Genomic DNA, 13705 nt, shown 5'->3' with positions numbered 1-13705 from the left:
TGTCCATCATGGGCGCTATCGCAGGCGGGCGCGAGGCTCACCGCCGAAATACGGTGCGAAGAATGTCGAGGCGCACGCCTGGTGGCGCCGTGAGGAACAGCTGACACATGGCGGTGAGTGTCCCTTTCACATCTGTTCGTGACGACAGATAGGCGCGCTGCGACGTGATCGGGACGGCAAAGAATGCGTCGAAGAAGTCGCATGCGTGGGCCGAATCCAAGCCCAGGAGAACCTGCAGTCCGACGTGCCGCAATCTGGCAACCAGCCGTGCAGAAAGGGGCCACAGCACGGATTCCGGTGTCGAGTGGCCGGCAAGTGCCTGCGCGAGCGGATCGGCATGAGTGAGCGCGGCGGCCACGCTGTAGCCCGTTCCCGGGTGAATCAGACCTCCGCGTGCCCCGAATGTGAGCGGCGCGTCCCTGCGTCGGGGCACGACGGGTGGCTCGACCGTAAAGGAGACTCGCTCGATGGCGGCATCACTCGGTACTGCGACTCCGCGTCGGTTCAGGCGCATTTCCAGTCGTCGGCCGAGTTCGCCGACAGCCAGCGGTGGGTGGCCGACGAGGCACGTCTCTTCGAGCAGCACACGATTGTGGTCCAGTGGGATCGCGTAGAGAAACGACGGCGCGTCGTGTTCCGCCGCACCGTTGTCACGCTTCCAATCCATGAACCATGCGCCGCGTCCTTCGAGGGCAGGGGCTGCGGTAATCGAATCGACGATCACTCCGAAGGCGGTCTGTCGTGCGAGTAGGGGATCGTTTCCGACACCTCTGACATCGACCACGCGTCGAGCGTGAACGACGGTCCCGTCTGTCATGGTTACCGTCGATCGTCCTACATATGCTGCTCTACCTGCGATTATCTCTACATCACCGATGTCGAGTATTGATTGCAGTAATGCAGTATCGAATACGCAGTAGGTGCGATCGAGGTGATGTGTACTACGGGTGCGTACGGCCGGCGCACTGACCCGACTGGCAATCGCGCCGACCGGAAGCCAGGTCGGCAGTTCGTCCTCCCACGCTCCGTACGTCGCCGACCAGGCTCTGTCAGGGGAGGGGTCGACGGCGACGACAGAAAGTCCCCACGTCGAGCATCGGTAGGAGAGCGCCCGTCCTGCGGGGCCCAGGCCGACTACCGCTACATCGGGGAGCGGTGGGTTCGTCGGCATGAACTGAACGGTAGTCGGGGGCAGGCGTCGGCGGTTTCAGGGCACTCTCCCAACTTCCCCGCAGCAGATTCTAGACTCGGTCTGCGACGGAATGTCGTTATAACCCGAATATCGGGGTCGCGACATGAGCCGCTCACACCCCGCACACCTTCTCGAAAATCCGCACGTTCCAGCGCACTCGAGGTCTCAGCAACGAGGGAGGGGCGGAGAGTTAGCGGAGTCACCGTGTCCATGGGTGGGGAAGTGGCGTCCTGAGCGGTAAAATCGATGGTTCTTGTGTCCGCGAAGCGGGCATAGTGCAGTCGACCGGTCAGCCGACCATGAGGAGTTTCGTTGATTACCGCCACCGACCTGGAAGTTCGTGCCGGTGTGCGGACGCTTCTCACTGCGCCGGGCCCAGCTCTGCGGATTCAGCCGGGGGATCGCATCGGACTGGTCGGGCGCAACGGTGCGGGGAAGACCACCACACTGCGCATTCTCGCCGGCGAGGGCGAACCGTACGCGGGTGCCGTCGTGCGGTCCGGCGACCTCGGGTATCTGCCGCAGGACCCCAAAGAGGGTGATCTGAACGTGCTGGCAAAGGACCGGGTCCTGTCTGCACGCGGTCTCGATGCGCTGTTGCGAGACATGGAGAAACAGCAGATCCTGATGGCCGAAGTGGTCGACGACGCGCAGCGCGACAAGGCGGTCCAGAAGTACGGGAACCTCGAGGACCGTTTTTCCGCCTTGGGTGGATATGTGGCCGAAAGCGAGGCCGCGCGCATTTGCAACAGCCTCGGACTCGCCGATCGCATTCTCGGTCAGCCGTTGCACACCCTGTCGGGGGGTCAGCGCCGACGTGTGGAGTTGGCTCGGATCCTGTTCGCAGCTTCGGACGGTAGTGGCGGTCGTTCGGACACCACGCTGCTGCTCGACGAGCCCACCAACCACCTCGATGCGGACTCGATCACCTGGCTTCGCGGATTCCTGCAGAACCACGAGGGCGGTCTCGTGGTCATCAGTCACGACGTCGACCTGTTGAACGACGTCGTGAACCGTGTCTGGTTCCTCGACGCGGTACGTGGCGAGGCCGACGTCTACAACATGGGCTGGAAGAAGTACCTCGATGCGCGGGCCACCGACGAGCAGCGTCGTCGCCGCGAGCGGGCGAACGCCGAGAAGAAGGCGGGTGCGCTGCGGGCTCAGGCTGCGAAGCTCGGCGCGAAGGCCACGAAGGCCGTTGCCGCCCAGAACATGGCCAAGCGCGCCGACAAGCTGATTGCCGACCTCGACGAAGAGCGGGTGTCGGACAAGGTGGCGCATATCCGGTTCCCGCAACCTGCCGCGTGCGGCAAGACACCTCTGATGGCGAAGAACCTGACCAAGGTCTACGGTTCGCTCGAGATCTTCACCGGCGTCGATCTCGCCATCGACCGCGGGTCCAGGGTGGTCGTTCTCGGCCTCAACGGCGCCGGAAAGACGACTTTGCTTCGCATCCTCGGCGGCACCGAAGAGGCCGATGCCGGCGAACTCGAGCCGGGGCATGGTCTGAAGATCGGGTACTTCGCTCAGGAGCACGACACTCTGGACGACGACGCAACCGTGTGGGAGAACATCCGGCACGCTGCGCCCGACACAGGGGAGCAGGAACTGCGTTCCCTGCTGGGCGCGTTCATGTTCACCGGTCCCCAACTCGAACAGCCCGCAGGGACGTTGTCCGGCGGCGAGAAGACCCGACTCGCTCTGGCCGGCCTGGTGTCGTCGGCCGCGAATGTCCTTCTGCTCGACGAGCCCACCAACAACCTGGATCCGACCTCACGTGAGCAGGTGCTGGATGCACTGCGCAGCTATACCGGTGCTGTCGTTCTGGTGACGCACGATCCGGGCGCGGCGCAGGCTCTCGACCCGGAACGGGTGATCTTGCTGCCGGACGGTACGGAGGACCACTGGTCACAGGAGTACCTGGAGCTCATCCAGCTGGCGTGAGTCAGCCGTTTCGGCGGACGGATTCCTCCACCAGATCGAGAACGCTGGACAGATTGTCGCCTGCGTGGCCCGAGGCTATGCGGGCCACCAGCCCGTCCATGACCAGGTCGAGGTAGCCGATCAGTACGTCGGTGGGGACGTCGTCGCGCAAACGGCCCGCTGACTTCTGTCGTGTCAGACGTGCCGCGGTTGCCTCGGTCAGTTCGGCCGACCGCAGTGACCAACTCTTGCGAAACTCCGGGTCGGTGCGCAGACGTCGGGCAATCTCGAGTCGGGTACCCAACCAATCGAAGTCTTCCGGCTTCTCGAGCATGTCGCGCATGACCTGCACGAGGCCTTCCTCGGCGACGACGTCGGCCATACGGGAGGCATCCTCGTGTGCGAGGGCCAGGAACAGCCCGTCCTTGTCTTTGAAATGGTGGAATATCGCACCGCGCGACATTCCGGTCACTTCTTCCAGACGGCGCACGGTTGCGCCGTCGTAACCGTATTCCGCGAAGCACCGGCGCGCGCCGGCCAAGATCTGGCTGCGCCGTGCTGCGAGCTGGTCTTCGCTGACCTTGGGCACTCTTCTCGTCCTCGTCTCGCGTTCCGAAAGCACGCGGCGGACTCAGCCCTCGAGCTGAGTCCGCCGCGTGGTCGGTATGGCTGGTGAACTAGCCCTTGATCATGTTGCGGAGCACGAACTGCAAGATGCCGCCGTTGCGGTAGTAGTCCGCCTCACCTGGGGTGTCGATTCGGACGACGGCGTCGAACTCGACCTTGGTGCCGTCGGTCTTGGTCGCGGTGACCGACATGGTCTCCGGTGTCACACCCTCGTTCAGCTTCTCGATGCCGACGATGTCGAACGTTTCGGTGCCATCGAGCTTCAGCGACTTCGCGCTCTCGCCCTCCGGGAACTGAAGCGGGACAACGCCCATGCCGATGAGGTTGGAGCGGTGAATACGCTCGAACGACTCGGTGATGACGGCCTCGACGCCGAGGAGTGACGTGCCCTTTGCGGCCCAGTCACGCGAGGAACCGGATCCGTACTCCTTACCGCCCAGCACGACCAGCGGGATGCCGGCCTTCTGGTAGTTCTGCGACGCGTCGTAGATGAAGGACTGCGGTCCGCCTTCCTGGGTGAAGTCGCGGGTGTAGCCGCCCGAGACATCGTCGAGGAGCTGGTTGCGCAGACGAATGTTCGCGAACGTACCGCGAATCATGACCTCGTGGTTACCGCGCCGCGAGCCCAAGGAGTTGAAGTCCTTGCGCTCGACGCCGTTGGCCTCGAGGTACTGGGCAGCGGGGGTTCCTGCCTTGATCGGACCTGCCGGGCTGATGTGGTCGGTGGTGACCGAGTCGCCGAGCAGTGCGAGCACACGAGCGCCCTTGATGTCCTTGACCGGTTCCGCCTCTTTGGTCATGCCGTCGAAGTACGGTGGCTTCCGGACGTAGGTGGACTTCTCGTCCCACTCGAACGTGTCGCCCTCGGGGGTGGACAGGTTCTGCCAACGGCTGTCACCGGCGAAGATGGTCTCGTAGGACTTGCGGAACATGTCCTGGTTGATCGAAGACTGGATCGTCTCCTCGATCTCTCGCGATGACGGCCAGATGTCCTTCAGGAACACGTCGTTGCCTTCGGCGTCCTTGCCGAGGGAGTCGTGTTCGAAGTCGAAGTCCATCGTGCCGGCGATACCGTAGGCGATGACCAGCGGTGGGGACGCCAGGTAGTTCATCTTCACGTCGGGGGAGATGCGTCCCTCGAAGTTGCGGTTACCGGAAAGAACGGCGGTCGCGGTCAGGTCGTTGTCGTTGATCGCTGCCGAGATCTCTTCCGGAAGCGGTCCGGTGTTACCGATGCACGTGGTGCAGCCGTAGCCACCGAGGTAGTAGCCGAGCTTCTCGAGGTACGGCCACAGTCCGGCCTTCTCGTAGTAGTCGGTGACGACCTGCGAGCCGGGCGCCATGTTGGTCTTGACCCAGGGCTTGGTCGACAGCCCCTTCTCCACCGCATTGCGGGCGAGGAGGGCCGCACCGAGCATCACGGACGGGTTCGACGTGTTGGTGCAGGAAGTGATACCAGCGACCACGACGGCACCGTGATCGAGAACGAACTCACCCCGGGTGTCCGAGACCACCTTGACCGGCTTGGACGGACGTCCCTCGGAGCCGTTGGCGGCCGAGTGCACGTCGACTGCGCAGTCGTCCGCGAAAGACAGCGTCGCGGGATCGCTCGCGGGGAACGACTCCTCGACAGCCTCGTCGAGCTGGGTGTGCTCGGTGGGGTGGTGCTCCTCCACGTAGTTGTGGATGTCCTTGCGGAATGCGGTCTTGGCGTCGGTGAGCAGGATGCGGTCCTGCGGACGCTTCGGGCCGGCGATGGACGGAACGACCGTGTTGAGATCGAGCTCGATGTACTCCGAGTACTCCGGCTCGTTCTCGGGATCGTGCCACATGCCCTGTTCCTTGGCGTACGCCTCGACGAGCGCGAGCTGCTCGTCGCTGCGGCCGGTCAGGCGCAGGTAGTTGATCGTTTCCTCGTCGATCGGGAAAATCGCGGCGGTGGAACCGAACTCGGGGCTCATGTTGCCGAGGGTCGCGCGGTTCGCGAGCGGAACCTCGGCGACACCCTTGCCGTAGAACTCGACGAACTTGCCGACCACGCCGTGCTGGCGAAGCATGTCGGTGGCGGTAAGGACAACGTCGGTAGCCGTCACGCCGGGCTGGATCTCTCCGGTGAGCTTGAATCCGACGACACGGGGAATGAGCATCGACACGGGCTGGCCGAGCATGGCTGCCTCGGCTTCGATGCCGCCGACGCCCCAGCCGAGCACACCGAGGCCGTTCACCATCGTGGTGTGCGAGTCGGTACCGACGCAGGTGTCCGGGTACGCCTGTCCGTTACGGGTCATGACGGTGGGGGCGAGATATTCGATGTTCACCTGGTGGACGATGCCCATGCCGGGGGGGACGACCTTGAAGTCGTCGAACGCTCCCTGGCCCCAGCGCAGGAACTGGTACCGCTCGCCGTTGCGCTGGTACTCGAGGTCCACATTGCGCTCGAGAGCGTCTTCGCTGCCGAACACGTCGAGGATGACCGAGTGGTCGATCACCATGTCGGCGGGGGAGAGCGGGTTCACCTTGTTGGGGTCGCCGCCGAGCGTCGTGACAGCCTCACGCATGGTGGCGAGGTCCACGATGCAGGGAACGCCGGTGAAGTCCTGCATGATCACGCGCGCCGGCGTGAACTGGATCTCCACGTTGGGCTGCGCGGAGGGTTCCCATCCGGCAATCGCGCGGATGTGATCGGCGGTGATGTTCGCACCGTCTTCGGTGCGGAGAAGATTCTCGGCGAGAACCTTCAGTGCGTAGGGCAATTTCTCGGTGCCGGGCACAGCCGAGAGGCGGAAGATCTCGTAGGAGTTCTCACCGACCTCGAGGGTGCCCTTGGCGCCGAATGAATCAATACTGGTGCTCACGTCAGCTCCACTCGTCTATGAGGGGTGGCCGCCGACTGGGCTGTGTCGGCGGCTGAATGAGGCGATGCGGGTTCGTGCCGCCGCGCGCCTCGATCCCAAGTCTAACAGTACGCTTGTCCTGTGAGAACTCGGGTCACGGCAGGCGTACTCAGTTTTCACCGAGATGACTCTCGTCCGCAACGAAACGGCGACACGAGTCGCGGGCGAGGGGCGGCGGCGCCCTACCGGACAGTTGCCTCACGTAGTCTCTCCGGCAAGTCCTCCTCGGGGAGGTCCACCCGACGTTCCTACAGCCGCCCGGATGAGAGATGTCTGACCCAATTGCCACTGTGATTCATACGAGTGCCGTGATTCATGCGCAGACCGGGCCCGCGATTGTGGCGCTTCCGGCGCATGCCGTCGTGCGGCCGATGGCGGCCGATGTTCCACCGAAGGTGGATCTCCCGGAGATCTTGCAGGATGTCGCCGACGATTCCGTCTCCGCGCCGAACGAGTTGGTCGACGAACTGGTTGATGTCGTAGACCGCGCCCAAGGGCACGGTATCGACCTCAGTATCGTGGTGTTGTCGAAAGACCCCGGGCGCGATTCCCAATTACGTGATCTCGCAACGGAAGTAGGCACCGAAGAAGGCGGCACGGTATTGGTGCTCAGTCCGAGCTGGGTCGGCACCTTCAGTGATTCGTTGAGCCGTGTCGAGCTCGAGAGCGGGCAGGACCGGACGTATACGCCCAGTTCCGTCGACGCGGCCAACAATTTTCTCGACGAGGTGCTCGATCCGGGGCCGCCGTGGATGCTCATGACTCTTGCGCTGATCTTCGTGGTGGTTGCTGCTGCGGCTCTGTCGCTTATCGCGAAACTTCGGCGGGCGGCCACCGGGCCCGATGCGGGTGAGGGCCCAACGCGGTCCGAGTCTTCGGCGGCGAACGAATCACGTGCAGACGATCCGCCGGAGCGAAACGCCCAGGCCTGACGGAGCCGAAAATGCAGTACTGCCACCCGGAGAACGTCGGGTGGCCATTTTCATTTCTCGGCAGTTGTGCACGCACTGCGTAATTCGCTTTTCATGCACCCTCGACGAATTACTCGTGTGTTATTTGTGGCCAAAGTTTCCAAAGCATTCGAAAGTGTCGTACGGTGCATCTGGCGCTTTTGGGGAAGAAGTGTCGCGGTCTGATGGCTGTTGCCCAGTGTGGTGGCAGTTGGGTTTGGTGAATCCACCCGCCGGTGGAGCGGGCTGCGATGCGGGCCCCTGCTCCGAATGCGATTCGCATCGCATTCGGTGTCGGAACCGAGGGAGAGATTTGTGAAGCGACAATCGCCGAGCAGCAGGTATCGCTGGAGTCGCTCTCGCCCGGGAAGTCGCGGTGCCCGGCTGGTGATCGGTATGGGCATCGTCGCAGCTCTCGTCGGGAGTACACCCGGCCTGGCCGGTGCAGTGCCTCCTCCGCCTCCCAATCCGAGCGACGAACAGATCCAGCAGGCAGACACTCGTGTCGACTCCGGTGTCGATCTGGTCAGCGAGCTGATCAACCGTGTCGCACAGGCAGACGCACAGCTGGCGGAACTCGACAATGCTGTGGCGATCAAGCGTGAAGATGTCAACCGCGCACTCGTAGATCTCCAGAACGCGCGGGGAGTCGTCGACGCGGCGGTCCGCGCGGTCGAAATCTCCCAGCGAGCTCTGCGAGATGCCGGCGCGATGATCGAGTTCGCTCAGAAAGACTTCGACGAATTCGCGGTGTCGAGCTACACGCAAGGCACCAACGTTTCGTTGTTTTCGACGTTGCTCGGCGCGGACGGTCCACGAGATCTGCTCGACAGGGCCCAGATACTCAAGTTGCTCGCGGCAAACCAGAAAGCAGTTCTCGACGGGTTGCAGCGAGCACGCACCGAGCAAGCCAACCGGGACTCCGCGAACCGCGCCGCGCAGGAAGAAGCCGAAGCTGCTGCTGCCGCGGCCGCGGCCAGGAAGGCCGATGCGGAGCAGGCGATCGCGGTGGCGCGCAACGCGCTGTCCGAGCAGACCGCGAAGAAGGAACAGATCGAAGCCGACCGTGCTGTCGCGCAGGCGCAACTCGATGCTGCACGAGCCGAGGCTGCAGGGTTACAAGGACAACGTCAGGCGTACGAGACGTGGGATCAGAAGCGGCAAGCGGAGGAAGCCCGACAGGCCGCGCTAGCTGCGGCAGCGAAGGAAGCCGCCGAAGCAGCCAGGGCACGCCTCGCGGAGAACCAGGCGGCTCGTGACCGGGCCGCAGCGCTCGCCGCCGAACAGCGGCCACACACGGCACTCGAAGACACCATAGGTGTGGACGACGCCGCCGAAGGTGACAGCGACTCCTCGGCGCAGAGCTATTCGTACGAGGAGTATTCGAACGAGACCTATCCGGGAGGTCAGGACTCGTCGGGGGGTGAGTCGTCGATGGGGGACTCCACCGACTCTTCCTTGGACGTGTCGGCGCTCTCCGCGAGCGAGGCGATCGAGATCGTCATCGATCGCGGTCTGTCCCAGATCGGCGTGACCTACGCCTGGGGTGGTGGTGACGAGAACGGTCCGACGAAGGGCATCCGAGATGGTGGCGTGGCCGACAGTTACGGCGATTTCAACAAGGTCGGCTTCGATTGTTCGGGGCTGATGGTCTATGCCTTCGCCGGAATCGGTATTTCGCTCCCACACTATTCCGGCTATCAGTACACCGCCGGCGAGCAGGTTCCCAGTTCGCAGATGCAGCGGGGCGACATGCTGTTCTGGGGGCCCAATGCGAGTCAGCACGTTGCCCTGTATCTCGGAGACGGCAAAATGCTCGAAGCGCCTCAATCCGGGTCGTTCGTGAAGATCTCTCCGGTGCGTTGGGATGGCATGACCCCGTACGCTGTCCGTATGGTGTCGTAGATCATGATGGACACGTCGTGGCGGCACCGTCGGGACACTTTCGGAGCGACCTCGCTCGACATGTGAACGTAGTGGTCCACGGCGCGCCCGTCCTGGTTGCGGCGGGCTCGCTTGCGGTTGGCACAGTCGAGCAGGTACGTGATACGGGCGGAACGATCTAGGTGAAAGCGGTGGATTCTTGGTGACCTCACGTGACGACGCGCGAGCAGCAGGTTCGGGGCAGAAGACGCCCGGTTCGACGGGCAAGCCCGCAACCTCCGAAGCGACGAACGGCTCCGCGGCACAGCCCGCTCCGGTAGTGCCGTCGCAGAGTCTCGCGAACGACGTGCAGACGCTCGAGCGCGCGATTTACGAGGTCAAGCGTGTCATCGTCGGTCAGGACCGGTTGGTGGAACGCATTCTGGTCGGTCTGCTGGCCAAGGGGCATGTTCTGCTCGAGGGAGTACCAGGCGTAGCCAAGACCCTCGCCGTGGAAACGTTCGCGAAAGTTGTCGGCGGCACGTTCTCGCGCGTTCAATTCACCCCGGACCTCGTGCCGACCGACCTCATCGGTACGCGAATCTATCGCCAGGGCCGCGAAGAATTCGACACCGAACTCGGCCCGGTGGTCGCGAACTTCGTGCTGGCCGACGAGATCAACCGTGCGCCTGCAAAGGTGCAGTCCGCGTTGCTCGAAGTCATGGCAGAGCGTCACGTCACGATCGGTGGCAAGAGGTTCGACATGCCCGACCCGTTCCTCGTGATGGCGACCCAGAACCCGATCGAGAACGAAGGGGTCTACCCCCTGCCCGAGGCACAGCGTGACCGGTTCCTGTTCAAGATCCTGGTCGACTACCCGTCTGTCGAGGAAGAACGCGAAATCGTCTACCGGATGGGTGTGGCCGCGCCCGAGCCGCACCAGATTCTCGGGCCCGACGAATTGGTCCGCCTCCAAAAGGTGGCCAGCCAGGTGTTCGTTCACCACGCTCTCGTCGACTACGTGGTGAGGATGATCTCGGCGACGCGCACTCCCGTCGAATTCGGGCTGCAGGACGTGGACGGGTGGATCGCGTACGGCGCATCGCCTCGTGCCACCCTCGGCATCATCGCCTCGGCGCGTGCGCTGGCGCTTCTGCGTGGACGCGACTACGTCGTACCCCAGGACGTTCTCGAGGTCGTCCCCGACGTCCTACGTCATCGTCTCGTGCTGTCCTACGACGCGCTTGCCGACGAAGTGTCACCAGACGACGTGATTCAGCGTGTCCTGCAGACAGTCGGTCTCCCGCAGATCGCCGCACAACCGACTCCGAACCCCGCCGGCGCGCCCGCGGCCCCCGGCGGTCAAGCGGTGCCCAACGCAGAATCCGCGGCGCTGAGCCAGCAGCGGTGAGTGCGCGCGCGACCGGAACGGGCAGCAAAGGGTCGCAACCTCCGTCGTTTCGTTCCGGGGACCTTCGTGACCCGCAGTTGTCGGCTGCGCTGCGAACCCTCGAACTGACGGTCAGGCGCAGGTTGGACGGCGTTCTGCACGGTGATCACCTCGGGCTCATCCCAGGTCCTGGGTCGGAGCCGGGCGATGCCCGTGAGTATCAGCCCGGAGACGACGTCCGCCAAATGGACTGGTCTGTCACCGCTCGAACCACGCATCCGCACGTGCGGCAGTCGGTCGCGGACAGGGAGCTGGAAACCTGGCTGGTCGTGGACCTGTCCGGCAGCCTCGACTTCGGCACGACAGGATGCCAGAAGCGTGATCTCGCTGTTGCGGCTGCGGCGGCGATCACTCATCTCACCAGTGCAGGCGGGAATCGTATCGGCGCGATCGTGTCCACCGGTGCGCAGTCGGTTCGGATCCCGGCGCGCGGAGGGCGCATGAATGCGCAGGCCATGCTGAGACAGATCGCCACCACACCCCATGCGCCGGACGGCGTGCGGGGTGATCTGCGGGGCGCGATCGAATCCTTGCGCCGTCCTCAGCGCCGACGTGGGCTGGCGGTCGTGATCAGCGACTTTCTCGGGCCGATCGACTGGGAGCGGTCGCTACGCGCCATCTCCGGCCGCCACGACGTGCTCGGGGTGCAAGTTCTCGATCCGCGTGATCTGGAACTTCCGAATGTCGGTGACGTGGTGCTCCACGATCCCGAGTCCGGCAGAACACGCGAGTTCACCACCACTGCGCAGTTGCGTGCCGACTTCGCAGCGGCAGCGGCGCAGCACAATGCGGATGTCGCTCAGGCGCTGCGTCGTTGTGGGGCGCCGCTGCTGTCGCTCGAGACGGACCGTGACTGGATCGCGGACGTGGTCCGGTTCGTCGCGGCCCGTAAGCACAGTCTCGGCACAGCCATGAGTCAGGGTTCGCACGGGAGTCAGGGTTCGCAGACACGTCAGGGGTCGCGCAGATGAGTCTTTCGCAGTTCGCGAACCCATGGTGGCTGCTGTTCCTCCTGGTTGTCGCAGCGCTTGTCGTCGCCTATCTGTGGGTACAGCGCCAACGCCACAAGCACACGCTGCGCTTCACCAACTTCGCGCTGCTCGAGAAGGTTGCACCGTCGCGGCCGGGCCGGTGGCGGCACATTCCAGCTCTGCTGCTGGTGATGTCGTTGGTCTTCTTCACAGTGGCCCTGGCAGGTCCGACGGACGACAAGCGGGTCCCCCGCAATCGGGCGACGGTGATCCTGGTGATCGACGTGTCGTTGTCGATGCAGGCAAAGGATGTCGACCCGAACCGTCTGGCCGCTGCACAAGATGCGGCGAAGTCGTTCGCCGAAGGCCTCACACCGGGTATCAATCTCGGCCTGGTCGCCTTCGCGGGCACCGCTTCCGTGCTGGTGTCGCCGACCACCAACCGGGACGCGACCAAGGCGGCGATCGACAACCTGCAACTCAGTGAGCGTACGGCGACCGGCGAAGCGATCTTCACGTCGCTTCAGTCCATCGACACGCTTTCGGCGGTCCTCGGCGGTGGCGACGACGTGCCACCCGCGCGCATCGTGTTGCTCTCGGACGGCAAGCAAACCGTTCCGGAATACCCGGACGATCCGCGTGGTGGATTCACCGCTGCTCGGAAAGCCGCGGACAAGGGTGTCCCGATCTCGACCATCTCATTCGGCACCAGGAACGGCTATGTCGTCATCGAGGGGCAACGAATCGGTGTTCCGGTCGACGACCCGTCGCTCCGCAAGATCGCGGAGCTGTCCGGTGGCAGCTTCTTCACGGCGTCGAGCCTCGAGGAACTGCGGGACGTGTACGACACTCTCGAGGAGCAGATCGGTTTCGAAACCATCAGGGGTGACGCCAGCCGTCCGTGGATCGTTCTCGGGGTTCTGTTCGCCACCGCCGGGCTGGCTCTCGGGCTCGTTTTTCGTCAACGCGTACCCTGATCAGCCGTTCCGCCTCGGTAGTTCTCACAGCACTTGTCCGCAGCACAGTCCGGAAATTGACCAGATAGGTTTATCGCATGTCTCAAGCAGAAACGAACGGCGCCGCACGAGTCGTGGCCAATCCACGCTCGGTTCTCGTCACCGGTGGTAACCGCGGGATCGGCCTGGCCGTCGCGCAAAGGTTGGCAGCGGACGGGCACAAGGTTGCCGTGACGCACCGTGGGTCCGGTGCCCCGGACGGATTGTTCGGCGTGCAGTGCGATGTCACCGATACAGAGTCGATCGATCGCGCCTTCAAGGAAATCGAGGAGCACCAGGGTGCGGTCGAGGTCGTGGTGGCCAATGCCGGCATCACCGACGACACACTGCTCATGCGCATGACGGAGGAGCAGTTCACTCGTGTTCTCGATGCCAACCTCACCGGCGCATTCCGCGTCGCGAAGCGCGCCAACCGCTCGATGCTGCGCGCTCGCTGGGGCCGGATGATCTTCCTGGGTTCGGTCGTCGGTTTCGGTGGTGGTCCGGGGCAGATCAACTACGCGGCCTCGAAGGCAGGTGTCGTCGGTATGGCGCGCTCGATCACACGAGAACTCGGCTCACGTTCGATCACGGCCAACGTCGTCGCACCGGGGTTCATCGAAACCGACATGACCGCCGAACTCGACGACAAGTACCGCGATATGGCACGCGACTTCATCCCGCTGCAGCGCCTCGGCCAACCGGAAGACGTCGCGGCAGTGATCAGCTTCCTTGCCTCGGACGATTCAGCGTACGTCTCGGGTGCCGTCATTCCCGTCGACGGCGGAATGGGTATGGGTCACTGACCCGTCGGCTCGGCCGCGACGTACACACCAGCAA

The 13705-nt window shown here is 63.9% G+C and carries 10 protein-coding genes; 7 read left to right on the top strand and 3 right to left on the bottom strand.

The window, feature by feature from the left end; genetic code table 11:
* Positions 1-37: 37 nt before the first annotated feature.
* The gene (locus ACZI8Q_RS01000; RefSeq protein WP_463371640.1) at positions 38-1171 is read right to left on the bottom strand and encodes a lycopene cyclase family protein; all 1134 of its coding nucleotides are present in this window, start codon (positions 1169-1171) and stop codon (positions 38-40) included.
* Between the two features lie 333 nt (positions 1172-1504).
* Here ACZI8Q_RS01000 and ACZI8Q_RS00995 point away from each other — a divergent pair, with 333 nt between their 5' ends.
* Complete coding sequence (locus ACZI8Q_RS00995; protein ID WP_463371639.1) at positions 1505-3136, top strand: ABC-F family ATP-binding cassette domain-containing protein; 1632 nt, start codon at positions 1505-1507, stop codon at positions 3134-3136.
* A 1-nt stretch (position 3137) separates the two neighbouring features.
* Here the strand turns inward: ACZI8Q_RS00995 and ACZI8Q_RS00990 are convergent, their stop codons facing one another.
* Positions 3138-3704, bottom strand: coding sequence for a TetR/AcrR family transcriptional regulator (locus ACZI8Q_RS00990; RefSeq protein ID WP_463371638.1), 567 nt, complete (start codon positions 3702-3704; stop codon positions 3138-3140).
* 88 nt (positions 3705-3792) lie between these two features.
* Positions 3793-6597, bottom strand: a complete 2805-nt coding sequence (acnA, locus tag ACZI8Q_RS00985; protein WP_463371637.1) for an aconitate hydratase AcnA — start codon at positions 6595-6597, stop codon at positions 3793-3795.
* A gap of 308 nt (positions 6598-6905) precedes the next feature.
* Here acnA and ACZI8Q_RS00980 point away from each other — a divergent pair, with 308 nt between their 5' ends.
* From ACZI8Q_RS00980 to fabG1, 6 genes are all read left to right on the top strand, one after another.
* Positions 6906-7568, top strand: coding sequence for an Rv1476 family membrane protein (locus ACZI8Q_RS00980; RefSeq protein ID WP_463371636.1), 663 nt, complete (start codon positions 6906-6908; stop codon positions 7566-7568).
* A 414-nt stretch (positions 7569-7982) separates the two neighbouring features.
* Positions 7983-9491 (top strand): NlpC/P60 family protein, encoded by a 1509-nt coding sequence (locus ACZI8Q_RS00975; protein ID WP_463371635.1) that lies wholly within the window; start codon positions 7983-7985, stop codon positions 9489-9491.
* Between the two features lie 181 nt (positions 9492-9672).
* Positions 9673-10860 (top strand): AAA family ATPase, encoded by a 1188-nt coding sequence (locus ACZI8Q_RS00970; protein ID WP_463371634.1) that lies wholly within the window; start codon positions 9673-9675, stop codon positions 10858-10860.
* Complete coding sequence (locus tag ACZI8Q_RS00965; RefSeq protein ID WP_463371633.1) at positions 10857-11870, top strand: DUF58 domain-containing protein; 1014 nt, start codon at positions 10857-10859, stop codon at positions 11868-11870. Before ACZI8Q_RS00970 ends, ACZI8Q_RS00965 begins: the two co-directional genes overlap by 4 nt.
* Complete coding sequence (locus ACZI8Q_RS00960; protein WP_463371632.1) at positions 11867-12847, top strand: VWA domain-containing protein; 981 nt, start codon at positions 11867-11869, stop codon at positions 12845-12847. Before ACZI8Q_RS00965 ends, ACZI8Q_RS00960 begins: the two co-directional genes overlap by 4 nt.
* 77 nt (positions 12848-12924) lie before the next feature.
* Positions 12925-13671: a 3-oxoacyl-ACP reductase FabG1 gene (gene fabG1 / locus ACZI8Q_RS00955; protein WP_463371631.1), complete on the top strand. Its 747-nt coding sequence runs from the start codon at positions 12925-12927 to the stop codon at positions 13669-13671.
* The last annotated feature ends 34 nt before the right edge of the window (positions 13672-13705 follow it).

The organism is Rhodococcus quanlei (assembly GCF_055231015.1).
The sequence above is the reverse complement of the archived record's forward strand: the minus strand, read 5'-3'. Positions and strand labels throughout refer to the sequence as shown.